Origin of the sequence: Pseudomonas sp. R3-56 (assembly GCF_051132075.1) — a bacterium.
In the GTDB taxonomy this organism is placed as follows: domain Bacteria; phylum Pseudomonadota; class Gammaproteobacteria; order Pseudomonadales; family Pseudomonadaceae; genus Aquipseudomonas.
The window spans coordinates 2,478,976-2,503,523 of the sequence record NZ_CP071657.1; the positions used below are offsets into that span (position 1 = coordinate 2,478,976).

Annotated in this window: 23 protein-coding genes; 10 read left to right on the plus strand and 13 right to left on the minus strand. The window is 60.9% G+C overall.

Features of this window, described 5'->3' with window-relative positions; translation table 11 throughout:
• Positions 1–23: 23 nt before the first annotated feature.
• On the minus strand, positions 24–1,478 hold the full coding sequence (locus J3P96_RS11335) for a TrkH family potassium uptake protein (RefSeq protein WP_434573580.1): 1,455 nt from the start codon (positions 1,476–1,478) through the stop codon (positions 24–26).
• A gap of 176 nt (positions 1,479–1,654) precedes the next feature.
• Here J3P96_RS11335 and J3P96_RS11340 point away from each other — a divergent pair, with 176 nt between their 5' ends.
• On the plus strand, positions 1,655–2,242 hold the full coding sequence (locus J3P96_RS11340) for a LysE family translocator (RefSeq protein ID WP_434601113.1): 588 nt from the start codon (positions 1,655–1,657) through the stop codon (positions 2,240–2,242).
• A gap of 47 nt (positions 2,243–2,289) precedes the next feature.
• On the opposite strand, the gene J3P96_RS11345 is transcribed toward J3P96_RS11340, so the two are convergent.
• Positions 2,290–3,114 (minus strand): AraC family transcriptional regulator, encoded by an 825-nt coding sequence (locus J3P96_RS11345; RefSeq protein ID WP_434630293.1) that lies wholly within the window; start codon positions 3,112–3,114, stop codon positions 2,290–2,292.
• 119 nt (positions 3,115–3,233) lie between these two features.
• Here J3P96_RS11345 and J3P96_RS11350 point away from each other — a divergent pair, with 119 nt between their 5' ends.
• The 3 genes from J3P96_RS11350 (at position 3,234) to J3P96_RS11360 (ending at position 6,000) form a co-directional block, all read left to right on the plus strand.
• Complete coding sequence (locus tag J3P96_RS11350) at positions 3,234–4,205, plus strand: sensor domain-containing diguanylate cyclase (protein ID WP_434601111.1); 972 nt, start codon at positions 3,234–3,236, stop codon at positions 4,203–4,205.
• Positions 4,206–4,755: 550 nt separating this feature from the next.
• Positions 4,756–5,580, plus strand: coding sequence for a lipid II-degrading bacteriocin (locus tag J3P96_RS11355; RefSeq protein WP_434657135.1), 825 nt, complete (start codon positions 4,756–4,758; stop codon positions 5,578–5,580).
• 6 nt (positions 5,581–5,586) lie between these two features.
• Positions 5,587–6,000 (plus strand): hypothetical protein, encoded by a 414-nt coding sequence (locus tag J3P96_RS11360; RefSeq protein ID WP_434657138.1) that lies wholly within the window; start codon positions 5,587–5,589, stop codon positions 5,998–6,000.
• A gap of 54 nt (positions 6,001–6,054) precedes the next feature.
• Here the strand turns inward: J3P96_RS11360 and fabI are convergent, their stop codons facing one another.
• The 8 genes from fabI to gloB all read right to left on the minus strand — a co-directional run bounded on the left by fabI (position 6,055) and on the right by gloB (position 16,866).
• Entirely contained in the window at positions 6,055–6,849 is a 795-nt protein-coding gene (fabI, locus tag J3P96_RS11365) for an enoyl-ACP reductase FabI (RefSeq protein ID WP_003202751.1), read from the minus strand.
• A 19-nt stretch (positions 6,850–6,868) separates the two neighbouring features.
• A complete protein-coding gene (locus tag J3P96_RS11370; protein ID WP_434630296.1) occupies positions 6,869–8,479 on the minus strand; it encodes an ABC transporter ATP-binding protein in 1,611 nt (536 codons plus the stop codon).
• A gap of 1 nt (position 8,480) precedes the next feature.
• On the minus strand, positions 8,481–9,500 hold the full coding sequence (locus J3P96_RS11375; RefSeq protein ID WP_305500432.1) for an ABC transporter permease: 1,020 nt from the start codon (positions 9,498–9,500) through the stop codon (positions 8,481–8,483).
• A 1-nt stretch (position 9,501) separates the two neighbouring features.
• Complete coding sequence (locus tag J3P96_RS11380; RefSeq protein WP_434657141.1) at positions 9,502–10,575, minus strand: microcin C ABC transporter permease YejB; 1,074 nt, start codon at positions 10,573–10,575, stop codon at positions 9,502–9,504.
• Between the two features lie 4 nt (positions 10,576–10,579).
• Entirely contained in the window at positions 10,580–12,433 is a 1,854-nt protein-coding gene (locus J3P96_RS11385) for an extracellular solute-binding protein (RefSeq protein ID WP_434657144.1), read from the minus strand.
• Positions 12,430–14,262 carry an extracellular solute-binding protein gene (locus tag J3P96_RS11390; RefSeq protein ID WP_434657147.1) on the minus strand — a complete coding sequence of 611 codons (1,833 nt, stop codon included), beginning with the start codon at positions 14,260–14,262 and terminating at the stop codon, positions 12,430–12,432. The genes J3P96_RS11385 and J3P96_RS11390 overlap by 4 nt, the downstream gene beginning before the upstream one ends.
• A gap of 279 nt (positions 14,263–14,541) precedes the next feature.
• Complete coding sequence (locus tag J3P96_RS11395) at positions 14,542–15,999, minus strand: transglycosylase SLT domain-containing protein (protein WP_434657150.1); 1,458 nt, start codon at positions 15,997–15,999, stop codon at positions 14,542–14,544.
• A 99-nt stretch (positions 16,000–16,098) separates the two neighbouring features.
• Entirely contained in the window at positions 16,099–16,866 is a 768-nt protein-coding gene (gene gloB, locus J3P96_RS11400) for a hydroxyacylglutathione hydrolase (protein ID WP_434657153.1), read from the minus strand.
• 65 nt (positions 16,867–16,931) lie between these two features.
• On the opposite strand from gloB, the gene J3P96_RS11405 reads away from it, so the two are divergent.
• From J3P96_RS11405 to J3P96_RS11420, 4 genes are all read left to right on the plus strand, one after another.
• Positions 16,932–17,690 carry a class I SAM-dependent methyltransferase gene (locus tag J3P96_RS11405; protein WP_434573601.1) on the plus strand — a complete coding sequence of 253 codons (759 nt, stop codon included), beginning with the start codon at positions 16,932–16,934 and terminating at the stop codon, positions 17,688–17,690.
• Between the two features lie 92 nt (positions 17,691–17,782).
• Positions 17,783–18,235, plus strand: coding sequence for a ribonuclease HI (rnhA, locus tag J3P96_RS11410; protein WP_030142629.1), 453 nt, complete (start codon positions 17,783–17,785; stop codon positions 18,233–18,235).
• 87 nt (positions 18,236–18,322) lie between these two features.
• Entirely contained in the window at positions 18,323–19,084 is a 762-nt protein-coding gene (gene dnaQ, locus J3P96_RS11415; protein WP_434601099.1) for a DNA polymerase III subunit epsilon, read from the plus strand.
• Positions 19,085–19,342: 258 nt separating this feature from the next.
• A complete protein-coding gene (locus tag J3P96_RS11420) occupies positions 19,343–19,957 on the plus strand; it encodes a GNAT family N-acetyltransferase (RefSeq protein ID WP_434657157.1) in 615 nt (204 codons plus the stop codon).
• Here J3P96_RS11420 and J3P96_RS11425 read toward each other — a convergent pair.
• Positions 19,923–20,816: a LysR substrate-binding domain-containing protein gene (locus tag J3P96_RS11425; protein WP_434657159.1), complete on the minus strand. Its 894-nt coding sequence runs from the start codon at positions 20,814–20,816 to the stop codon at positions 19,923–19,925. The genes J3P96_RS11420 and J3P96_RS11425 overlap by 35 nt on opposite strands.
• 85 nt (positions 20,817–20,901) lie before the next feature.
• The gene (locus J3P96_RS11430) at positions 20,902–21,162 is read right to left on the minus strand and encodes a hypothetical protein (RefSeq protein WP_434657161.1); all 261 of its coding nucleotides are present in this window, start codon (positions 21,160–21,162) and stop codon (positions 20,902–20,904) included.
• Positions 21,163–21,348: 186 nt separating this feature from the next.
• Here J3P96_RS11430 and J3P96_RS11435 point away from each other — a divergent pair, with 186 nt between their 5' ends.
• Positions 21,349–21,906: an NADPH-dependent FMN reductase gene (locus J3P96_RS11435; protein ID WP_305500446.1), complete on the plus strand. Its 558-nt coding sequence runs from the start codon at positions 21,349–21,351 to the stop codon at positions 21,904–21,906.
• A 211-nt stretch (positions 21,907–22,117) separates the two neighbouring features.
• Positions 22,118–23,401: an arsenic transporter gene (locus J3P96_RS11440; protein WP_434657164.1), complete on the plus strand. Its 1,284-nt coding sequence runs from the start codon at positions 22,118–22,120 to the stop codon at positions 23,399–23,401.
• 122 nt (positions 23,402–23,523) lie between these two features.
• Here the strand turns inward: J3P96_RS11440 and J3P96_RS11445 are convergent, their stop codons facing one another.
• The gene (locus J3P96_RS11445; RefSeq protein ID WP_434657166.1) at positions 23,524–24,474 is read right to left on the minus strand and encodes a DUF1853 family protein; all 951 of its coding nucleotides are present in this window, start codon (positions 24,472–24,474) and stop codon (positions 23,524–23,526) included.
• Positions 24,475–24,548 lie beyond the last annotated feature (74 nt).

A 24,548-nucleotide genomic window follows, 5' to 3' on the forward strand; every position in this document is an offset into this window, starting at 1 on the left:
GGCGTTCAGTCCTGTTCGACGAGTCAGTACTTCCAGAACACCGGCGTGAACAGCACCAGCACCGTCAGGATTTCCAGCCGTCCCAGCAGCATGCCGATGGTCAGCAGCCATTTTGCCGCATCCGGCAAGGTCGAGAAGTTGCCGGCCGGGCCGATGATGTTGCCCAAGCCCGGACCCACGTTGCAGACGGCAGTGGCGGCACCGGTCAAGGCGGTCGTCCAGTCCAGGCCGATCAGGGCCAGACCCAGGGCGATGGCGCCGATCGTGATGGTGAAGAAGAACGAGAACGTCAGCAGCGAGCGAACGATTTCCTCGTCGATGGGATGGTTGTTGTATTTCTTCTGGATCACCGCCCGGGGATGGATCAGCTGCTTCAAACTGCCCATCAGCAGCACCCTGGCGACTTGAAAGCGAAAAATCTTCAGGCCCCCGGCCGTGGATCCCGAACAGCCGCCGACGAACGTGAGGTAAAAGAACAGCAACAGGGCAAAGCTGCCCCACAGCGTGTAGTCACCCAGCGCCACGCCAGTGGTCGTGACGACTGAAGTGACGTTGACCGCCACGATACGGACCGCGTCCCACCACGCGTGATCGCTGTTAAGGCTCAGCCAGGTACCCACCAGCAGCCATGTAACGACCAGGAAGCCGATGAAGCCCCTGACCTGCTGGTCCTTGAGCAGGGCGCGCCGATGGCCCCGCAATGTCGCGACATACAGCGTGAAGGGCAGCGATCCGGCCATCATGACGACCACTGACACCCAATGAACCGCCGGTTGCGGCCAGTGCGCCAGGGATGAATCGGAGGTGGAAAAGCCTCCGGTGGAAATCAGCGACATCGCATGGTTGATCGCCTCGAAAGGCGTCATTCCCGCAAGCCACAGCCCCAACGTCGAGAGGGCGGTCAAGCCGATGTAGATCCACAGGATGTAATTGGCCGCGACGTGAGAGCGCGGCGTGACTTTCTCCGACCAGTCCGAAGATTCGGTCTGGAACAGCCGCATGCCGCCGACCCGCAGCAGCGGCAGGACCGCCACGGCCATGCCGATAAAGCCGATTCCGCCGAGCCAGTGCAACATCGACCGCCAGATCAACAGGCCGGGCGATGCGCTATCCAACCCGGTCAGGATGGTCGAGCCGGTTGTGGTGATGCCCGACATGGTCTCGAAAAATGCATCGGTGTAGCTAATGTGCTGGATGAATACCATCGGCAGGGCGGCGAATGCGCAGACAATTACCCAACTGGCGGTGGTGAGCAGGTACATTTCCCTGGGACGCATCTGGACGTGGTCCGGCCTTCCACGGGCCACCAGTGCCACACCGCAGACGAAGGTGATCAGGCTCGACCATAGAAACGCCGACAAGTCATCGTTGCGCTCGTAGAACATCAGCGTAAACAGCGGAATCGCCATGCTGATCGCAAGGGTGATCAGGAAAATCCCGAGGATGAAACCGATGAGACGCAGAACCGCTATAGACATGGATGACGCCTGATTCAAAGAGCTGCCCAGTATCGATTCGGTGAATCGCTTACCGCGTAAAATTTGCGTAAAAAAATGAAGCGGAAGTGCTCGACGACCAAGGCAGTTTTCTTCAATACCCGAGCAGGCGACCCCATTACCTTGGGGCCTCTTTCCTGAACTGAAGAAGATATGTGATGAGCTTGATATTTTCCATGGCCACCTTTGCCCTGGTGGCTTCCATTACTCCGGGCCCGGTCAATATCGTCGCCCTCAGCTCCGGTGCCCGATATGGATTTCGCGCAACCTTGCGCCATGTCGCCGGCGCCACCCTCGGGTTCGTCCTGCTGCTGGTCTTGATGGGATTGGGGTTGCATGAAGTATTGCAGCGCTGGCCTGGGCTCACGCGTGTGGTGCAACTGGCTGGCGTGGCGTTCCTGTTGTACATGGCCTGGAAACTGGCGGTGGACAACGGCGAGCTGGGTGACCGGGACGAGGGGCGCGCGCCTTCGATGTTCCATGGCGCGTTGATGCAGTGGCTCAACCCCAAGGCGTGGCTGGCTTGCGTGGCGGGGATGGGCGCCTTCGTGGCCGACGGCGAGGCGCGGCTGGTGTGGCAGTTTGCGGCGATCTACCTGGTCATCTGCTATGTCTCGGTGGGTTGCTGGGCCTATGCGGGCAGCTTTCTGCGCACGTGGCTGGGTAACCCGGCGACCATGCGCCTGTTCAATCGACTGATGGCGGCGTTGTTGGTGGCGAGCGCGGTGTATCTGTTGTTGCCTTGAGTCAACCCGTCCTTGCGGTTGGAGCGCTGTTGTGGCGAGGGGCCTTATCAGCCGCGGTATTGCCCGGGGGTAGCCGCCAGGTGTTGCTTGAACGCCCGTTGGAAGTGCGCCTGATCGGCAAACCCGCTGTCCAGCGCCACATCGGCAATCAGCTTGCCCTCGCGCAGTTGACGGCGGGCGAACTGGATGCGCCGGTTGATCAGGAAGGCATGCGGTGTCATGCCGTAGTGACGCTTGAAAGCCCGGCTCAAATAGGATGGCGAAAGCTGCGCGAAGGCGCAGATATCCTCAAGCTTGAGGGCTTCGGTGCAATGGTCGTGAATGAACTGCGCCGCCCGCATCAGCGCCGGGTGGCTGCCACGCTCCGGGCGTCCGGCCGGGTTGAGTCGATGCTGGAGATCGGTGAAAAACACTTCGGCGGCGACTTGCTTGCCACTGGTATCGATATGTTCAGCCACCAGCGTTTCGTAGAGCCCGCACAGGCCGGAGAAAAGCGCGACATCACGGCTATGGGTTGTGCCGAATGCCTGGAAGTCCAGCGAGGGGTCAAAGCCGATACGGCGTTGCAGATCCCGCAGCCATTGGGTGTCGACATACAGCATCACATAAGACCAGGGCTGATCGTCGATCGGATTGCAAGCATGGACGTCGCCGGGATTCATCAGCACTACCGTGCCGCTCTGGACCTGGAACCGCGATTGTTCGTGCAGGTAGGTGCTGCGTCCGGCGGTGATCGCGCCGATGGAAAAGTGATCATGGGAATGCCGCGAATAACAGACCTTGCGCCCATCGGCGATGGCCCGGGCCTCGATGAAAGGCAGCGCCGCGTCGCGCCAGAAGCGTGGGGCGGCGTCGTGGTTGGCGGGCTTCATCAGGCAATGTCCTGTTTTATTGGCTGTGCCTGAGTGTATGCGTCCGTGCCGGAAAATGCCCGTTCGAGTTTGCTCCGGTCTGCGCTAGACTCTGATGAGTTCCGCCAACGGAGTTACCGATGCTTGCGCCAGGCAAACCTGACAACGAAGCCGTTCGCCTCAAACAATTGCAGTCGCTCAAGCTGCTCGATACCCCACCCGAGGAGCGGTTTGACCGCCTGACCCGTCTTGCCCGGCGTCTGTTCAACGTGCCGATCGCCTTGGTGTCGCTGGTGGACGCCAATCGGCAATGGTTCAAGTCAAGCGCCGGCCTGGAAGCCAGTGAGACCCCGCGCGAGGTGTCGTTCTGCGGGCATGCGATCTTGCAGGACGAGATCCTGGAGATTTGCGACGCGGAACAGGACGTGCGGTTCCACGATAATCCGTTGGTCAAGGGCCAACCTGGCATCCGCTTCTATGCCGGCCATCCGCTGGGGCTGGATGATGGCAGCAAGATGGGCACCCTGTGCTTGTTGGACACCCGGCCGCGCACCCTCAACGACGACGAACGCGAGCTGCTGCGCGATCTGGCGAGCATGGCCGAGCAGGAGCTGGTTGCCGTGCAGATGGCCAGCATGGATGAATTGACGCTGCTGTCCAATCGGCGCGGCTTCATGACGCTCGCCCAGCACGCGCTGAGTGTCTGCAGCCGTCTTTCGCGGCCGGCGACACTGCTGTTTTTCGATCTCAACGACTTCAAGCCGATCAACGATCGCTTCGGGCATGCGGAAGGCGACGGCGCGCTGAAGACATTCGCCGACGTATTGCGTATTGCCTTTCGTGAAAGCGACGTGATCGGTCGCATGGGCGGAGACGAGTTCGTCGCCTTGCTCACCGGCGCTTCCCATGTCGAGACGACGGCGATCATGGCACGGCTCAGGGAAATGCTCGACGAGCGCAACATAACGTTGCAGCGCGGCTACGACATCGATTTCAGCGTGGGCCAGATCGAATACGACCCCGAGCGGCATGAGTCGATCGACAGCCTGCTGGCAGAGGCGGATGCGGCGATGTATGCGCAGAAGCAGGGACGGCGCAATAGCCCAAACTGATTGAGCTGCCCCTCGACATCACCCTCAACTGACCCACCGTCTTCGCGAGCAAGCTCGCTCCCACACGGTCTCGAGTTGTGCCTGACACTCCGGATGGCGCAGAACCACTGTGGGAGCGGGCTTGCCCGCGAAGAGGCCAGCCCATCCAGCATCCCCGTCGACTGATCCACCGCTTTCGTGAGCAAGCCCACTCCCACAGGATTTTGTGTTGTGCCTGGATGCTCCTAGTGGCGCAGCTCCATTGTGGGAGCGAGCTTGCTCGCGAAGAGGCCAGCCCATTCAGCATCTATGGCGACTGAAAAACTGCCTTCGCGAGCAGGCTCGCTCCCACAGGATTTTGTGTTTTTCCTGGATGCTTCGGATGGCGCAAATGCATTGTGGGATGAATGGTCCAGCTCCACTTTGGATGCATTCAGCAGTGATGCAGGTAGCCGACGCGACGCTATATATATGTACCGCACAAGGGGGAGCGGAGGTACGCAGAATGAGCTTTGCATCATGTTTGCAGACCCATGACCGCAGCCTTACCTCCATCTGACTGGTACCCCTTATGAATAACGAATTGCCCCTGACATTTGTTTATCCCGAAGAATTTGGCACGTCACGCGGAAGTGGAAGGGGGCTCCCATTCCCTGCGCCGCTGGCGATGATTGGAAAAATGATCCAAGAGCGCAACGTGGCTTACGAACGGGGTCATTGGCCTCAGATGCTTGGACGTCATCTCGTAGCCATGCGCAATAATCGACCGGTTCGTTATGGCTTGGACGGCTTCATCATTGGTGATTTGAAGGTTGCCCATGGTTCTGATCTGTTAATGCTGAAGAATCCCGGGCTTGGCACTGCAGACGCTTGGAAGCTGGGAGTTAAAGAAGGAACCAAGATAACTGCCATTGAACAGCTGGCGGTCGAGCAGGAGTTTTCCGGAGGCGTATTCACACCCTTCAAAGCTATCGGTCATTGGTTACTTGGCAAGGGCAAACCTGCAAGCGTTCGACTCGACAGAATTGGAATCAGCCCAGCACCGAACAAGATTCCCGACCTGATGGCGATTATCAATACCGCGGGAGTAGGGGTAACCAGTGTCAATATGAGGGTTCCCTATTCCACGGCTCAGGATTCGAATATCGCAAGGATCTACCTTGGAAACATCACGCTTCAAATAACCGGTCAGGTGATCCGTAACACCTCAGGTAGCCTGTCGTTTACAGGGACTGCCAAGGCTTTTTCGGATCGTTATGATGCAAATGCCAGCAATCATCGTTCGGTATTTGATGAAAAAGCGACCACGGCACTGCATCAAGTGGGGCGCGTTGCCCGAGCGCAGGACTATGAAATACGAATTACCGGCGAGCTTCCGATCAATTTTTCAAGGTGACCCACCATGATACGCAGCGAGAAAAGACTGGGCGCCGCTATCCTTTGCCTATTGGCGGCCTGTGCACTGCTGTTTTTCTTTCCCGTAGACAGCGTGGTGGAGAATCCCGGAGATCTCAACGACACCCGGGGTGTGCCCGCTGTTTCGATCTACCTGGTCTTGTTGATCATATTGACCTCGGCATCATTGGCCCTGACCGGAATAGGCAGTATCGCCCAGCGGTTTCTCAGGCGCCGGTCTTTCAGACTGCGTATCAGCGTGTATGTGCTTGCCAATATTCCCCTTGTTTTAACGTCGCTCCTGGGGGTGTTGGTCTCCTTGGTCTACCTGTATGACGCCGTGTCCGGATTAATAGCGGCGTTGTTGTTCCTGCTCGCCTTTGCCTTCGTGTTGTTGGCCATCCCCCCAAAGCCGCAATAAAAAACGCCGCTTGGCCTTTCCAGGGCAAGCGGCGTTTTATTGCAACGTGAAGATTTACTCTTCGATGTTGCCCATGGCGGTGGTGTTGAAGCCGCCATCCACGTACATGATTTCACCGCTGATGCCCGACGCGAGGTCCGAGCACAGGAAGGCGCCGGCGTTGCCGACTTCTTCGATGGTGACGTTGCGACGCAGCGGGGTTTGCGCTTCGTTGGCGGCCAGCATCTTGCGGAAGTTCTTGATGCCGGAAGCGGCGAGGGTGCGGATCGGGCCGGCCGATACGCAGTTCACGCGGGTGCCGTCCGGGCCCAGGGAGCCGGCCAGGTAGCGAACGCCAGCTTCCAGGGAGGCCTTGGCCATGCCCATGACGTTGTAGTTCGGCATGGTCCGCTCGGCGCCCAGGTACGACAGGGTCAGCAGGCTGCCGTTGCGGCCTTTCATCATCTCGCGACCAGCCTTGGCCAGGGCCACGAAGCTGTAGGCGCTGATGTCGTGGGCAATGCGGAAACCTTCACGGGTGGTGGCTTCGGTGAAGTCGCCATCCAGTTGGTCGCCCGGGGCGAAGCCCACGGAGTGCACGATGCAGTCGAGGCCATCCCACTTCTTGCTCAGTTCTTCGAAGACCTTGGCGATTTCTTCATCGCTGGCGACGTCGCACGGGAAGCACAGCTCAGGGCTCGAACCCCAGCCTTGCGCGAACTCTTCGACACGACCCTTGAGTTTGTCGTTCTGATAAGTGAAGGCAAGCTCAGCGCCCTCGCGATGCATGGCGGCAGCGATGCCGGATGCGATGGACAGCTTGCTGGCGACACCGACGATCAGTACGCGCTTACCGGCGAGAAAACCCATGTGTTGCTCCTCTTTCAGGTTATTCGGCAGTTGTCGGGGCCAGGAAAGCGGCCTCCAGCAACTGCTGTGTATAGGGGTGTTGCGGCGCGGCGAATATGCTGCGGGCATCACCTTGTTCGACCACTTGGCCATGCTTGACCACCATCAACTGGTGGCTCAGCGCTTTGACGACAGCCAGGTCATGGCTGATAAACAGGTACGTCAGGTTGTACTTGGTTTGCAATGACCGCAACAGCTCCACCACCTGGCGTTGCACGGTACGGTCCAGGGCCGACGTTGGTTCGTCCAGCAGAATCAACGCCGGCTTGAGCACCAGGGCCCGGGCAATGGCGATGCGCTGCCGTTGCCCTCCGGAAAATTCGTGGGGGTAGCGGTTCCGGGTTTCCGGGTCCAGGCCTACCTCCTTCAATGCCGCGATTATCGCTTGTTCCTGTTCGGCTTCGGTGCCGATCTTGTGGATCCGCAGTCCTTCGCCGACGATCTGGCTCACACACATCCGCGGGCTCAGGCTGCCGAACGGGTCCTGAAACACCACTTGCATCTCCCGGCGCAACGGCCGGACCTGCTGCTGCGACAGGCTGTCGAGCTGCTTGCCCTCGAAGCGGATCCCGCCCTGGCTGCCGATCAACCGCAAGATCGCCAGCCCCAGCGTGGACTTGCCGGAACCGCTCTCGCCGACGATGCCCAAGGTCTGGCCCTGGGGCAGGCTGAAGCGGATTCCGTCCACCGCCTTGATGTAATCCGTCGTGCGCTTGAACAGGCCTTTCTTGATCGGGAACCAGACTTTCAGGTCCTCGACCTCCAGCAGCGGCGGGCCGACCACGTTGGTCGCCGGGTTGCCGCTGGGCTCGGCGGCCAGCAATTCCCGAGTGTACGGATGTTGCGGCGCGCGGAACAACTCTGCGCACGATGCCTGTTCGACGATGCAACCGCGCTGCATGACACATACGCGATGCGCAATTCTTCGCACCAGGTTCAAATCGTGGCTGATCAGCAGCAGCGACATGCCCAGGCGCGCCTGCAAATCCTTGAGCAGATCGAGGATTTTCAACTGCACGGTGACGTCCAGCGCGGTGGTCGGTTCGTCGGCTATCAGCAGTTCCGGCTCGTTGGCCAGGGCCATGGCGATCATTACCCGCTGACGCTGGCCACCGGACAGTTCGTGGGGCAACGCCTTGAGCCGTTTGTGTGGTTCGGGGATGCCGACCAGTTCCAGCAGCTCGAGGGAGCGACGGGTGGCGACCTTGCCGGTCAGGCCCTTGTGGATGCCGAGCACTTCATTGAGCTGTTTTTCAATGCAGTGCAGCGGGTTCAGGGAAGTCATCGGCTCCTGGAAAATCATCGCGATCCGGTTGCCACGGATATGGCGGATGGTCTTTTCCTTGAGGCCCAGCAGATTCTGGCCGGCGTACTGGATGGTCCCGGTCGGGTGGTGGGCCAGCGGGTAGGGCAGCAAGCGCAGGATCGAATGGGCCGTCACCGACTTGCCCGAGCCGCTTTCACCCACCAGCGCGAGGGTTTCGCCGCGCTTGATGTCGAAGCTGACACCCTCTACCACGCGCTGGCGGCGTTCGCCAACGATGAATTCCACCGCCAGGTCGCGTACTTCGATCAGATTGTCCTGGTTCATTTCACTTCCTCGGATCGAAGGCATCGCGAGCGGACTCGCCGATGAACACCAACAGGCTCAGCATGATCGCCAGCACGGCGAATGCGCTGATGCCCAGCCAGGGCGCCTGCAGATTGGACTTGCCCTGGGCCACCAGCTCGCCGAGGGATGGTGCTCCGGCCGGGAGGCCGAAACCGAGAAAATCCAGGGCGGTGAGGGTGCCGATGGCGCCGGTGAGGATGAACGGCATGAAGGTCATGGTCGAGACCATGGCGTTGGGCAGGATGTGGCGGAACATGATCGCGCCATTTTGCATGCCCAGCGCTCGCGCGGCGCGCACGTATTCGAGGTTGCGCCCGCGCAGGAACTCGGCGCGCACTACATCCACCAGGCTCATCCAGGAAAACAGCAACATGATGCCCAGCAGCCACCAGAAGTTCGGCTGGACGAAGCTGGCGAGAATGATCAGCAGATAGAGCACCGGCAGCCCGGACCAGATTTCCAGGAAACGCTGGCCGGCCAGGTCTACCCAGCCGCCATAGAAGCCCTGCAACGCACCGGCGATCACCCCGATGATCGAGCTGAGCACCGTCAGCGTGAGCGCGAACAGCACCGAGATGCGAAAGCCATAGATGACCCGCGCCAGCACGTCGCGGCCCTGGTCATCGGTGCCCAGCCAGTTCACCGACGAGGGCGGTGCCGGGGCCGGGACCTTCAAGTCGTAGTTGATGCTCTGGTAGCTGAATGGAATCGGTGCCCACACGACCCAGGCGTCCTTGGCGGCGAGCAACTCGCGGATATATGGGCTCTTGTAGTTGGCCTCCAACGGGAATTCGCCGCCGAACGTCGTTTCCGGGTAACGCTTCAGGGCCGGGAAGTACCAGCCGTCGTCGTAGTGCACCACCAGTGGCTTGTCGTTGGCAATAAGCTCGGCGCCCAGGCTGAGCACGAACAAGAACAGAAACAGCCACAACGACCACCAGCCACGCTTGTTGGCCTTGAACAGTTCGAAACGGCGACGATTGAGAGGGGAGAGGTTCATCTCAATGCTCCCGGCTTTCGAAGTCGATACGCGGATCGACGAAGGTATAGGTCAGGTCGCCGATCAGTTTCACTACCAGCCCCAGCAGGGTAAAGATGAACAGTGTGCCGAAGACCACTGGATAATCACGGTTGATGGCGGCTTCGAAGCTCATCAAGCCAAGGCCGTCGAGGGAGAAGATCACTTCCACCAGCAGCGAGCCGGTAAAGAAGATCCCGATGAACGCCGAAGGGAAACCGGCAATCACCAGCAGCATGGCGTTGCGAAATACATGCCCGTAGAGCACCCGGTTGCGCGTCAGCCCCTTGGCCTTGGCGGTGACCACGTACTGCTTGTTGATTTCATCGAGGAAACTGTTCTTGGTCAGCAGCGTCATGGTGGCAAAGTTGCCGATCACCAGGGCGGTGACGGGCAAGGCCAGGTGCCAGAAATAATCGAGGATCTTGCCGCCCGGGCTCAGCTCCTCGAAATTGTTCGATGTCAGGCCCCGTAATGGAAACCAGTCGAAATAGCTGCCGCCGGCAAACACCACGATCAGCAGGATGGCGAACAGGAACGATGGGATCGCGTAGCCGATGATGATCGCCGAGCTGGTCCACACGTCGAAATGGCTGCCGTGCCGCGTGGCCTTGGCAATTCCCAGTGGGATTGACACAAGGTACATGATCAGCGTGCTCCACAACCCGAGGGAGATCGACACCGGCATCTTTTCCTTGATCAGGTCGATGACCTTGGCGTCGCGGAAAAAGCTGTCGCCAAAGTCCAGGCGGGCGTAGTTCTTGATCATGATCCACAGGCGTTCGGGAGCCGACTTGTCGAACCCGTACATGCGCTCGATTTCCTTGACCAGTGCCGGATCCAGGCCTTGGGCGCCGCGGTAGGAGGAGCCGGCCACCGACACTTCCGCGCCGCCGCCGGCGATGCGGCTGGTAGCGCCTTCGAAACCTTCGAGCTTGGCGATCATCTGTTCCACCGGCCCACCGGGCGCGGCCTGGATGATCACGAAGTTGATCAACAGGATGCCGAACAGGGTCGGGATGATGAGCAGCAGGCGCCGAAAAATATAAGCCAGCATCGGGTTACTCCACGCTCACAGGGGCGGCGACTTGCTGCTCGATCACTTGTTTTTCCACTTCTTCGGCCGGCTTGATGTCCGGTTTGACCCACCACGTGGTAGTGCCGATGTCGTAGGTCGGGGTGATTTCAGGGTGGCCGATGTGGTTCCAGTAAGCCACGCGCCAGGTCTTGATGTGCCAGTTGGGGATCACGTAGTAGCCCCACTGCAACACCCGGTCCAGCGCCCGGGCATGGGCTACCAGGCTTTTGCGCGAATCGGCGTTGATCAACTGTTCCACCAACTGGTCGACGGCCGGGTCCTTCAGGCCCATGGTATTGCGGCTGCCAGGCTTGTCCGCGGCAGCCGACATCCAGAACTCGCGCTGCTCGTTACCCGGCGAGCTGGACTGCGGGAAGCTGCCCACCACCAGATCGAAGTCCCGGGAGCGCACGCGGTTGATGTACTGGGACACGTCGACGCGGCGAATCACCAGCTCGATGCCGAGGTCGCTCAGGTTGCGCTTGAAGGGCAGCAGCACCCGCTCGAATTCGGTCTGGGCCAGGAGGAATTCCAGCACCACCGGTTTGCCCTGGGCGTCGACCATCTTGTCGTCGACGATGCGCCAGCCGGCCTCCTGTAGCAATTGGTAGGCCTTGCGCTGCTGGTCGCGGATCATGCCGCTGCCGTCGCAGACCGTCGGCTGGAAGGTTTCGCTGAAGACCTGTTCCGGAACCTTGCCGCGCAGCGGTTCGAGAATCTTCATTTCGTCTTCGCCGGGCAGGCCGGTCGCGGCCATTTCCGAGTTCTCGAAATAGCTGCGGGTGCGGGCGTAGGCACCGTGGAACAACTGCTTGTTGGTCCATTCGAAGTCCAGCAACAGGCTCAACGCCTGGCGCACCCGCACGTCCTGGAAGATCGGGCGGCGCAGGTTGAAGACAAAACCCTGCATGCCGGTGGGGTTGCCGTTGGGGATCTGTTCCTTGATCAGGCGGCCTTCGCTGACGGCGGGAATGTTGTAGGCGTTGGCCCAGTTCTTGGCAGCCATCTCCAGCCAGAAATCGAATTGCCCGGCTTTCAACGCCTCTACCGCCACGGTGTTGTCGCGGTAGTAATCGGTGGTCAGTACGTCGAAATTGTAGAAGCCGCGGTTGACCGCCAGGTCCTTGCCCCAGTAGTCCTTGACGCGCTCGTAGCGGATCGAGCGCCCCGCCTTCACTTCGGTGACCCGGTAGGGGCCACTGCCGAGGGGGATCTCCAGGTTGCCCTTGTTGAAGTCGCGGTTGGCCCACCAGTGCTTGGGCAATACCGGCAATTGGCCGAGGATCAGCGGCAGCTCGCGGTTATTGGTGTGCTTGAACTTGAACAGGACCTTGAGTGGCATCTCGGCGACGACTTCGGCGACGTCGTTGTAATAACCGCGAAACATCGGTGCGCCGTCCCTGGTCAGGGTCTCGAAGCTGAACACGACGTCTTCGGCGCGCACCGGATGGCCGTCGTTGAAGCGGGCTTCGGGGCGCAGGTAGAAGCGCACCCAGCCATTGTCCGGGGCCTTCTCGATCTTTTCGGCGATCAGGCCGTACTCGGTAAAGGGCTCGTCGAGGCCTTGCTTGGCCAGGGTGTCGTAGATCAGGCCGATGTCCTCGGCCGGTACGCCCTTGCTGATAAACGGGTTGAGGCTGTCGAAGCCGCCAAACCCGCCCTGACGGAATATCCCGCCCTTGGGGGCATCCGGGTTCACGTAGTCGAAATGCTTGAAGTCGGCCGGGTACTTCGGCGGCTCGTTATACAACGTCAAGGCGTGTTGCGGCGCGGCACAGGCCAGCCCGGCGAATAACAGGCCGCTGGCCTGCAGGAGCAGGGCGCGTAAAGGCTTCATTGATCTTTCTCCGAAGATTTCAGCCACCATGCGCTCAGGCCCAGGGTGTAGGGCGGCGTAGTGACGAAGGCGAACCGGTTGCGGTACGCCAGGCGATGATAATTGAGATACCAGTTGGGAATGCAGTAATGCTGCCATAGCAGCACGCGATCCAGGGCCTTGCCGGCGGCGACCTGTTCGTCGCGAGTCTGGGCGGCGAGCAGCTTCTCCAGCAGGTGGTCGACCACGGGGTTGGCGATGCCCGCATAGTTTTTACTGCCCTTGATCCCGACCTGGCTGGAGTGGAAATACTGCCATTGCTCAAGGCCTGGGCTGAGGGTCTGGCTCAGGGTCAGCAGGATCATGTCGAAATCGAACTGGTCCAGGCGCTGCTTGTACTGGGCGCGGTCCACCGTGCGTAGACGGGCCTGGACGCCGATGCTGGCGAGGTTCTCGACGTAGGGCTGGAGGATGCGCTCCAGGTTCGGATTCACCAACAGGATTTCGAAGCGCAAGGGCTGCTTGTCGGCGTTCAGCAAGTGCTGGCCGTGGAGGGTCCATCCGGCTTCTTTCAACAGACCCAGGGCCTTGCGCAGTGTCTCGCGCGGAACGCCGCGACCGTCGGTGCGAGGCAGGCTGAAGGGTTCGGTCAGCAACCGGGGCGGCAATTGTTCACGATAGGGCTTGAGCAGCAGCCATTCGTGGCCCACGGGCAGGCCCGTGGCCGAAAACTCACTGTTGGGGTAATAGCTGAGTGTGCGTTTGTAGGCACCGCTGAACAGCGTGCGGTTGGTCCATTCGAAATCGAACATCAATCCCAGGGCTTCGCGCACCCTGACCTCGGCGAAGGTGCTGCGCCGGGTGTTCATGAACAGGCCCTGGGTCTGGGTCGGAATCTGATGGGGAATCTGCGCCTTGATCACATCGCCACGGTTGATCGCCGGGAAGTTGTAGCCGTTGGCCCAGTTCTTGGCCTGGTGTTCGATGTAGATATCGAATTCACCGGCCTTGAATGCTTCGAAAGCCACCTCGCTGTCGCGGTAGAACTCCACGACCATGCGGTCGTAGTTGTATTTGCCGCGATTGACCGGCAGGTCCTTGCCCCAGTAGTCCTTGACCCGTTCGAAGACCAGCTGACGACCGGGCTGCACCTTGGTGATGCGGTAAGGACCGCTGCCCAGGGGAGGCTCGAAGGTGGTCGCCTTGAAGTCGCGGTCTTTCCAGTAGTGCTGGGGCAGCACCGGCAGTTCCCCCAGGCGCAGGATCAGCAAGGGATTGCCCGCACGCTTGAAGACAAAGCGGATTTTCAGCGGATTGAGGATATCGACCCGCAGCACTTCCTGCAGGTTGGTGCGGTATTGCGGATGACCTTCCTTGAGCAGCGTCCTGTAGGAAAACGCCACGTCATAAGCGGTGATCGGCACGTCGTCATGGAACCGCGCCTCCGGCCGCAGGTTGAACACCACCCAGCTACGGTCCTCGCTGTATTCCACGGATCGGGCGATCAAGCCGTAGCTCGACGTCGGTTCGTCGCCGGACGGTGCGTACTGGCCGGTGCCAACCATCAACGGCTCGTTCAATTCATTGATGCCGTATTGCAGGAAATTTGCCGTTGAAACCGGGCTGCTGCCCTTGAAGGTATACGGATTGAGTGTGTCGAAGGTGCCAAATGCCATGACCCGCAAGGTGCCGCCCTTGGGCGCTTGCGGGTTGACCCAGTCGAAGTGGGTGAATCTGGCCGGGTACTTGAGCGTGCCGAACTGCGCATAGCCATGGCTTTCGCTGATGGTGGCGCCGGCGGGGGAGCTCAAGGCCAGGCTGATCAGGAACAGGAGGAGGGGACGTATCAAGTCTGAGATCCGATCCAGGCGGCTTGGGCTTTTATGGCCTGTACAGTAACAGCTTGTATCGGCAGGAAAAAGGCGGGGGCTCAAAGCGCTGGATTACCTGGATCCATGGCGAGAGTGCCTTTGTGGCGAGGGAGCTTGCTCCCGCTGGGTTGCGAAGCAACCCGTGAACCTGGCACCTCGGTGTGACAGGTGAATTGAGTCGCTGCTTTTGGGGCTGCTGTGCAGCCCAGCGGGAGCAAGCTCCCTCGCCACAACAAGCTCCTCGCCGGAGCCCCGGTGTCAGTGTGGGGAATAGACCGTCAGCATCTGTCCAGGCTTGAGCGCCTTGCCCATGCGCGGGTTCCAGCGCTTGAGGTGCTGCATTTCGACGTTGAAGCGCTTGGCAACGACGTAAAGCGAGTCGCCTTGCTTGACCTTGTATTGGGTCTGCTTCTTCTGTTCGTTGCTCTTGGCGGCTACGACAGTGTTGATGCGTTTGCCGCTGGCCTTGGTTGCCTTGGTGGCCTTGACGTCTTGCATGACCAGGGTCTGGCCGACCTTGAGCTTGTTGCCGCTGAGCTTGTTCCAGCGTTGCAGGTCCTTGGTCTGGACGTTGTTGGCCTTGGCGATCTGGGCCAGGTTGTCGCCGCGCTTGACCCGGTAGCTGCGCCGTACGCCTTCCACTTCGCTGTCATCGGCGTTTTCGAAGACCGGCTTGAGTGAGCGCGGGCTGATCAGTTCTTCCGGGCGCATGGTCGACAGGCTGGCGGTCAGCAACTGTGCCTTGGAGGTCGGGACCAGCAAGTGTTGCGGGCCGTCGATGGTGGTGCGCTGCTTGAACGCCGGGTTGAGCTGGAACAGCTCGTCTTCGTCGATGTTCGCCACCGCTGCGACCTTGGAGAGGTCCATGCGCTGGTTGATCTCGACGACCTGGAAATAGGGTTCGTTGGCGATCGGGTTGAGGTTCACGCCGTAGGCATCGGGGGCCAGTACCACTTGGGACAGCGCCAACAGCTTCGGCACGTAGGCCTGGGTTTCGCTGGGTAGAGGCAGGTTCCAGTAGTCGGTGGGCAGGCCGAGCTTTTCGTTGCGCTCGATGGCCCGGCTGACCGTGCCTTCACCGGCGTTGTACGCCGCCAGCGCCAGCAGCCAGTCGCCATTGAACATGTCATGCAGGCGCGTCAGGTAATCCATGGCGGCCGTGGTCGACGCAGTGATGTCGCGACGTCCGTCGTAGAAACGCGTCTGGCGCAGGTTGAAATAACGCCCGGTGGAGGGGATGAACTGCCACAGGCCCACCGCGTTGGCGCGGGAATAGGCCATCGGGTTGTAGGCGCTTTCGATCACCGGCAACAGCGCCAGCTCCAGCGGCATGTTGCGCTCTTCCAGGCGCTCGACGATGTAGTGGATGTACAGGCTGCCGCGCTCGCCGGCGTTTTCCAGGAAGGACGGATTGCTGGCGAACCACAGGCGCTGCTGCTCGATGCGCGGGTTGACCCCGGCGGTTTCCTGCAGCTGGAAGCCCTGGCGCATGCGTTCCCAGACGTCCTGGGGCACTTGCGGGCTGGGTTTTTCCGTCAGCCAGACGGGTTTTTGCTTGGCTCGCGCGGCGATATTCGGCGTATGCGCGACATCGGCCTGCGGCACCTGGCTGGTGCTCTGGCAGCCGGCCAGCGTGGCGGACACAGCCACCGCGATGGCTTGAGCCAAGCGGGTCAATGTGTCTGACTGGACGGACCTGCGAATAGATGACGACATTGGCTGGAAGTAAGTTCCGGGCAAAAATGTCGGCCGATTCTAGGAAGCGCACCCCAACAGGTCAACCATTCAGAATTTTTGTATCAATTGGTAGCTGGCTTAGAACTTATCTTTCCAGGCCCTCAAGGCCGCAAAAACCTCACTCGCCGTCTGGTTACGCTGGCCGTTCCGTTCGTCTGCTTTTTCTTTAACGGATGTTTCAGAGGTGCGCAAAAACGGGTTGGTGAGCTTTTCCAGGGCCAGGGTCGACGGCAGGGTGATGACACCCTGGCTGCGCTGCTCGGTGACTTTCTCCAGGCGCGCGGCAATGTCCGGGTTGGTCGGCTCGACCGCGACGGCAAACTTCAGGTTGCTCAGAGTATATTCATGGGTGCAGTAGACGAGCGTATCGTCGGGCAGTGCGGCGAGGCGGCTCAAGGAGTGGTGCATCTGTTCGGGCGTGCCCTCGAAGAGCCGGCCGCAACCGGCGGCGAACAGCGTGTCGCCGCAGAACAGCAGGCCGCGATGGTAGTAGGCGATATGCCCAAGGGTGTGTCCGGGCACGGCGTGAATATCGAAGTCCAGGCCCAGCACGTTGACCTTGGCGTTGTCCTCCAGCGCGATGTCCCGCGCCGGGATGTTTTCGCTGGCCGGCCCGTAGACGGTGGCGTTCGTCGCGCTTTTCAGCGCCGCGACACCGCCGACATGGTCATGGTGGTGATGAGTGACCAGGATGTCGCTCAGGACCCAGCCCGGATGGGCGTCGAGCCAGGCCCGTACGGGGGCGGCGTCGCCCGGGTCGACCACGGCGCAGCGCTGGGTCGAGTGATCCTGTAACAACCAGATGTAGTTATCGGTAAACGCGGGCAGGGCACTGATCTGTATCATCGCTGAATTCGCCAAGCTCAAAACAAAGGCGCATCTTAGAACTTCCTGGCGCGTTGGAGAATGCAATGACCGATGAAGCGTTCGCTCAGGCTGATCCTGAATGGCTGGCATTGATCAGTTCCGCCCGTGAATGGCTGTCCGGCCCTGTCGGGCAATTCCTGCTGGAAGAAGAACGGCGCATGCTCGAAGACGAGTTGGGCCGGTTCTTCGGCGGCTACCTGGTGCATTACGGCCCCTCGGCGCAGACCCCACCGTCGGCGCCGCAGGTGCAGCGCAACGTACGCCTGGGCGCGCCGTTGCCTGGCGTGGAGATCGTCTGCGAGGAGCAGGCCTGGCCGTTGAGCGAGCATGCCGCCGACGTGGTGGTCATGCAGCACGGCCTGGATTTCTGCCTGTCGCCCCATGGCCTGTTGCGCGAAGCCGCCAGCAGCGTGCGTCCCGGTGGCCATTTGTTGATTATCGGCATCAACCCCTGGAGCAGCTGGGGGCTGCGTCATGTATTCGCCGGCGACGCGCTGCGCCAGGCCCGTTGCATCTCGGCTTCGCGAGTGGGCGACTGGCTTAACCTGCTGGGCTTCGCGCTGGAGAAACGCCGCTTCGGGTGCTATCGTCCGCCGCTTGCGTCGCCCAAGTGGCAGGCCCGTCTGGCCGGCTGGGAGCGCAAGGCCAGTGACTGGCAATTGTCCGGCGGCGGCTTCTATCTGTTGGTGGCGCGCAAGATCGTGGTCGGCTTGCGCCCGGTACGCCAGGCGCGGCGCGAGCCGGTGGGCAAGCTGATTCCCTTGCCGATGGCCAAGGTCAATCGACGTCACATCGAGCCGTAACTTTTATTTCCAATGGTTCTGGCCGGCATTCGGTTTCGGGCGTCGAGCGGTCCCGGCCGGTGGGCCTTTGCATTTTTTCTGGATAGATTGGCATGAGCGATAGCGTAGAACTTTTCACTGATGGCGCCTGCAAGGGCAATCCGGGCCCGGGTGGCTGGGGTGCGTTGCTGGTGTGCAAGGGCGTGGAAAAGGAGCTCTGGGGCGGCGAAGCCAATACCACCAACAATCGCATGGAGCTGATGGGCGCCATTCGCGGCCTGGAAGAACTCAAGCGGCCATGCGATGTGCTGCTGGTGACCGACTCGCAATATGTAATGAAAGGCATCAACGAGTGGATGGCCAACTGGAAGAAGCGCGGCTGGAAAACGGCGGCGAAGGAACCGGTCAAGAACGCTGATCTCTGGAAGCTGCTGGACGAGCAGGTCAACCGCCACAACGTCACCTGGAAATGGGTGCGCGGGCACATCGGCCACCACGGCAACGAGCGGGCCGACCAGTTGGCCAATCGTGGGGTCGATGAGGTACGGGGGTATAAGCAGGCTTGATCCAAAAGCGGTCCCGGGCTTATCCCACCGAATAGCGTGCTAACATTCGCGCTTTTGCAAGACTGCCCGTTTGAGAGCTGAACACTGATGGCCAACAGATCTGTAGTACTGGATACCGAAACCACCGGCATGCCGGTGACCGACGGTCACCGGATTATCGAAATCGGCTGTGTCGAGCTGATCGGTCGACGCCTGACCGGTCGTCATTTCCACGTTTACCTGCAACCGGACCGCGAAAGCGACGAGGGTGCCATTGGCGTGCACGGCATCACCAACGAATTCCTGGTAGGCAAGCCGCGTTTCGCCGAGGTAGCCGATGAGTTCTTCGAATTCATCCAGGGCGCGCAGTTGATCATCCATAACGCGGCGTTCGACGTCGGGTTCATCAACAATGAATTCGCCCTGATGGGCCAGCACGACCGGGCCGACATCACCCGGCATTGCACTATCCTCGATACCTTGATGATGGCGCGGGAGCGGCATCCGGGCCAGCGCAACAGCCTTGATGCCTTGTGCAAGCGCTACGGGGTCGACAACTCCGGTCGTGAGCTGCACGGCGCCTTGCTCGACTCCGAGATCCTCGCCGACGTCTACCTGACCATGACTGGCGGTCAGACCAGTCTGTCCCTGGCCGGCAATGCGTCTGACGGCAATGGCACCGGCGAAGGTTCGGGTAACCAGGCGAGCGAGATCCGGCGTTTGCCGGCAGACCGCAAGCCGGCCCGGATCATCCGCGCCAGCGAAAGCGACCTGGCCGAACATGCCGCGCGTCTGGAAGCCATCGCCAAGTCCGCCGGTGCCCCGGCATTGTGGACGCAATTGGTCGAGGCGCAGGCTGCCGCGAGTTGATGAGATATCTGTGGGAGCGAGCCTGCTCGCGAAAGCGCTGGGTCAATTGGCAACTGTCGAATGTGCCTACGCCTTCGCGAGCAGGCTCGCTCCCACAAGAGCTTTCCTCATGCAGTTTTCGGCGCAATCGCCAATACTTTCCAATTTAAAGTAAAGGCAGGCCATGGTTATCCGCGTGACGTGTGAAGATTCGACAAGCAAGGGCAATGGATGGCTTCGCGCCGTTGGTTGTCTCAAGGAATGAGGACCTTCCCCAGTATGCAACCGGTCATGAATCCCAAGCACCCCGGCCTGTCGGTGCGCGTCGCCGATGACGGCTTCGCCGCTTATATCTGGGGCAGCGATTTCAGTTTCGAAGTCAGCGTCTATGGCGCGGCGCAGATCGGCCGGCCGGTGAGCCAGTGGCCGGTGACGCCGATCCTTCCCTACCGCAAGTGCTACGGCATCGACCCTGAAGAGTTCGGCAGTTTTCGCGATGCCCCGGACAGCGAAATCTTCATGGCCTACCTGGACGATCAACCGGTCGGCCATCTGGTCGTCAGCACCAATTGGAACGGGTATGCCCATATCGACGAGCTGGCGGTGCATGCACCGGCTCGCCGGCATGGGGTGGCCAAGGCCTTGCTCGACGTGGCCCAGTTCTGGAGCCGCAAGAAAAAACTGCCGGGCATCATGCTGGAAACCCAGAACAACAACCTGGGCGCCTGCCGGCTTTACGAGCGCTGCGGCTATGTGCTCGGCGGCATCGATCACCTGCGCTATCGCGGCATTGACCGGCACACCGCCGAGGTGGCGCTGTTCTGGTACCGGTTGTTCGACGATCCGCTGGGCATGACGGTCAGTGGTTCAGCAACGCCTCGGCTTGTTCCGTGATCCGTTCCAGCAACGACTGGACCGCCGGTGAAGGCGTGGCACCGTTCAGGCTCAATGCATAGAGGCAGATGGGCACGGCCGGCGATACCGGACAGATGTCCAGGTCGCCGCCCCTGGCCCCCGAGGCGGTAAACGGGTCGACAATCGCCAGGCCTTCGCCGGCCTCGACCATTGCCCGCATCATCTGATGAGTCTGCACGCGTATCTGCACCACCGGCGCCGGGCGCAGTGCGCCAAGCTTGTGGTCGAACGCCGGGCTCAGCGGATCATGCCCCTCCAGCCCGACCAGCGACTGGCCCGCCAGATCCTGAACCGACACGTATTTCTGTCGTGGTTGCAGCCAGCCATGGGGCGCCAGCAGTTGCAGTTTGCCTTGGGCGATCATCTGGCAATCGATGTCGGGGTGTTCTGGATCGTGCAGGCTCAGGCCCAAGTCGCTTTCACGCAGCAGCAGGCTTCTGACGATTTCCCGGGTCGGCTGGCTGAGCAGAGTGCACGGCGCATCCGGATGGCGCCGACGCAGGGCGGCAATGCTCAGGGGTAATAGCTGTTGGGCCAGTGGTGGGGTGCAGATGATGCGCAGGGGCGGCGCCTGATAATGTTTCAGGCTGGCGGCCATTCGCTGTATCGGTTCGAGGGTGTCGTACAGCCGCGTGATGCCTTCGCGTAATTCCAGGGTTTCCCGCGTCGCCTGCAAGCGTCCGCGCACGCTGGCGAACAGCATGAAACCGAGCTGGGCCTCCGCATCGCGCAGGATCGACTCGACTTCGGCCACCGGCAATTGCAGCCATTCGGCCGCGGTACCCAGGTGGCCAGTCTGCAGCAGCGCCTGGATCACTTCGATGTGGCGTAAACGCATGCAAGAGGTCCGTATTAGGCAGGTAAGCCATTGAGTGGCTGAATCCTAACCCAATTACGGGTGCGACTTCTGCTCATGCAAACAGTTACAGAGCGATCTGCGTTTCGACTTGCGCCTGAGGCTGCCGTGGCGTTTCAGGTTCGCGGGTCAGGTGGATGCCGGATTGCACCAGGAGGAACGTGTCCTCGTCGACTTTGTTGACCCGATCTCCAATGGCCAGCTTATAAGTGATGACATCCTTGCCAATGCCGTCCTGCGACGGGTCTGATTCTTGGAATTCATGCACCGAATAGACGCGACCTTCGGCGTCCCGTGCATGAAATTGTCCGACAAGTACTGCTGCCATTGCTTGGAACCTCTGAAAATAGATCACTCGATTTGCGGTTCTGTAGACCTTGGTCAAGCGCGGTAAGTTTTCCTACAGTAAAAAAATAGTCCGGTTGGCAGGTTTTAGGTGATCCACTGGTCCAATTGTGGTGCCGATCATCTATAACTACAGGCTCCCTTTGAGCCGATAGTCGAGAAGCCTCTCATGAGTAATGTCTACACAGTGGCGGTTTTAGTGGGCAGCCTGCGCAAAGCCTCGATCAACCGAAAGGTCGCGTTGGCCCTGGCGGACCTGGCGCCGTCCAACCTGAAACTGGAAATCGTCGAAATCGGCGAGTTGCCACTCTATAACGAAGACATCGACGTCTCGCCGCCGGCGGCCTATACCGCGTTTCGCCAGAAGGTCGGCGCGGCGGATGCGTTGTTGTTCGTGACACCGGAATACAACCGCTCGGTGCCGGCCCCGCTGAAGAATGCCATTGATGTCGGCTCGCGCCCCTACGGTCAGAGTTGCCTGAGCGGCAAGCCGGGCGCAGTGATCAGCGCCTCACCCGGTGCCATCGGCGGTTTTGGCGCCAACCACCATTTGCGCCAATCCCTGGTTTTTCTCGACGTGCCTTGCATGCAACAACCGGAAGCCTACCTGAGCGGTGCGGGAACGGCGTTCGACGAGGCGGGCAACCTGTCGGAATCGGTGCGGCCGTTTTTGCAGAAGTTCATCGATGCCTATGGCAAGTGGGTGGAGCAGCACAAGAAGGTTTGATATCTCCGTGAAACCCGTGGCCAGGGAGCTTGCTCCCTCGCCACAAGTGCATCCATGACCGCATAAGCCGTTCAATTCCTGCTTTACCGAATATCCGAAACTCCCTATCTTCGCCGTTCGCCGTTCGCCGTTCGCCGTTCGCCGTTCGCCGTTCGCTGGCGCCGTGGCGTCCTGCTGCTGGTTTTTTCTTTTCCTTTTAAGGCTGTAACGCATGCTCACCGCGTCATTGATTTTCCTGCTGACCATAACGCTGGTGATCTGGCAGCCCAAGGGGTTGGGCGTCGGCTGGAGTGCCACCCTTGGTGCACTGTTGGCCTTGCTGAGCGGCGTGGTACAGGTCGGGGACATTGCCCTGGTGTGGCAGATCATCTGGAATGCCACCGGTACGTTCGTCGCGTTGATCATCATCAGCCTGTTGCTGGACGAGGCCGGGTTCTTTGCCTGGGCCGCGTTGCATGTGGCCCGTTGGGGGCGAGGCAGCGGCCGCAAGCTGTTTGCGTTCATGGTGTTGCTCGGGGCGCTGGTCTCGGCATTGTTCGCCAACGACGGAGCGGCGCTGATCCTGACGCCTATCGTGATTTCCATGTTGCTGGCCCTGCGGTTCTCGCCGGCGGCGACCCTGGCGTTCGTGATGGGCGCCGGTTTCATCGCCGATACCGCCAGCCTGCCTCTGGTGGTATCGAACCTGGTGAACATCGTTTCCGCGGATTTCTTCGGCATCGGCTTCAACCGCTACGCTTCGGTCATGGTGCCGGTGAACCTGGTCAGCGTTGCGGCCAGCCTGGCGATACTGCTGTGGATGTTTCGTCGCGATATCCCGCGCGACTATGACCCGCAGCAGCTGGACGACCCGGCAAGCGCCATCCACGATACGGCAACTTTTTATGCCGGTTGGGTGGTGTTGGCGATCCTTTTGCTGGGCTGCTTTGCCCTGGAGCCGCTGGGCATTCCCATCAGCGCGATTTCGGCGGTCTGCGCTGCACTGCTGTTGGCGGTGGCGGCTCGAGGGCACAAGATCTCCACGCGCAAGGCGATGAAAGAAGCGCCCTGGCAGATCGTGATCTTTTCCCTCGGCATGTACCTGGTGGTCTATGGCCTGCGCAACGCCGGCCTCACCGGCTACCTCGCCGCCTGGCTCGATGGCTTCGCCGGTTATGGGGTGTGGGGCGCGGCCATGGGGACCGGGCTGTTGACCGCGCTGCTTTCATCGGTGATGAACAATCTGCCGACGGTGCTGATCGGCGCTTTGTCCATCGATGCCAGCCAGGCCACTGGCGTGGTCAAGGAGGCGATGATCTACGCCAACGTCATCGGCAGTGACCTCGGGCCGAAAATCACGCCGATCGGCAGCCTGGCAACCTTGCTTTGGCTGCATGTGCTGGCGCGCAAGGATATCCGCATCGGTTGGGGTTATTACTTCAAGGTCGGGATTGTGCTGACGGTGCCGGTGTTGCTGGTGACGTTGGCGGCGCTGGCGGTGCGGTTGTCGCTCTAGGCCGTGGCGACGCCTTCGCGAGCAGGCTCGCTCCCACAGGGGAATTGATTCCTCCAAGGGCACTGCATTCCAGATGTGGGAGCGAGCCTGCTCGCGAAGGGGCCCTGACAGCCCCCCAAACCTCAACCATTACCCGGCACATCCGGCCAAAGATCCGCCACCAGGAACGCCCGCTCGGCTTCTTCCCATTCGCCCTCGGCATTTTCGGTCAGGCGCACCATCAGTTGCGCCGGTGCCATGGGATCAAGGGCGGTTCGCCAGGCCTCCAGTTGTCCGGCAGTCCAGACCTGGTCAACCGGGTAATGGGCCGGGGCCAGCCAGGCCGCGCGGGGCAGGGGCTGCCAGCGCCCCGGCGGGCGCTGGGTGACGAATCCGGGCCAGTCCCGCTGGTGCAACCAGCGGCCGCGTAAATGCCGGGGGTGCGCACCGCTCGGCGGTTCGGCCTCGCCCGGCCAGGGATAGAGCAGATAGCCGCCGAGCCAAAGGTGCGAGCGAAACGACTCGATGCCCAGCGCTGCCAAGGCCTCGCGACTTTCCGGGCGTGCCGAGATCGGCAGTTGGTGCTCACGCAGATGCGTCAGCTTGCGGTCGAGTCGGTCATGGCAGCCGGGCCCAAGCCATTGCGCGGTATCTCGCCCGTTGCCTTGCTGCGGGCCCAGGTACAACTTGATCGCCAGCTCCAGGTGATGCACGCCTTCATTATCGCGTAGCAGCAGGTCCAATTCGCCCAGCGTATGGCCGTCGCGCCGGATCGGCAGGTTCGCCGCGATCAGTTCGATGCCCGGCGCATGCTGCACGGCAAACTGCCAGAGCCTTTCGTAATACAGTCCCAGGCGCCGCGTGCGCCCCTGGGACAGGCACTGCAACAACGGATAGCTGTCGCGGTCCAGTTCGCGCAACCAGTGTTCCAGGCGATGGGGCTGCTGCACCCAGCCGCTGCCCGCCAGCGGATGACGCTGGGGCCAAGGCGTGTCGATGAGCATCGGCGGGGCGACGATCACCCACGCCAGGTCCCGTACTTCGGGATGGCGCAGGCGGCGGGGCAGGTCGAGCAATTCGGGAAACAGGATCATGTTGCGAGCATAGCCGTTGCGCTGAAGGCTTAAAGGATTTTGTCTACGGCGCGGTTTCGCCCATAATCGGGTTT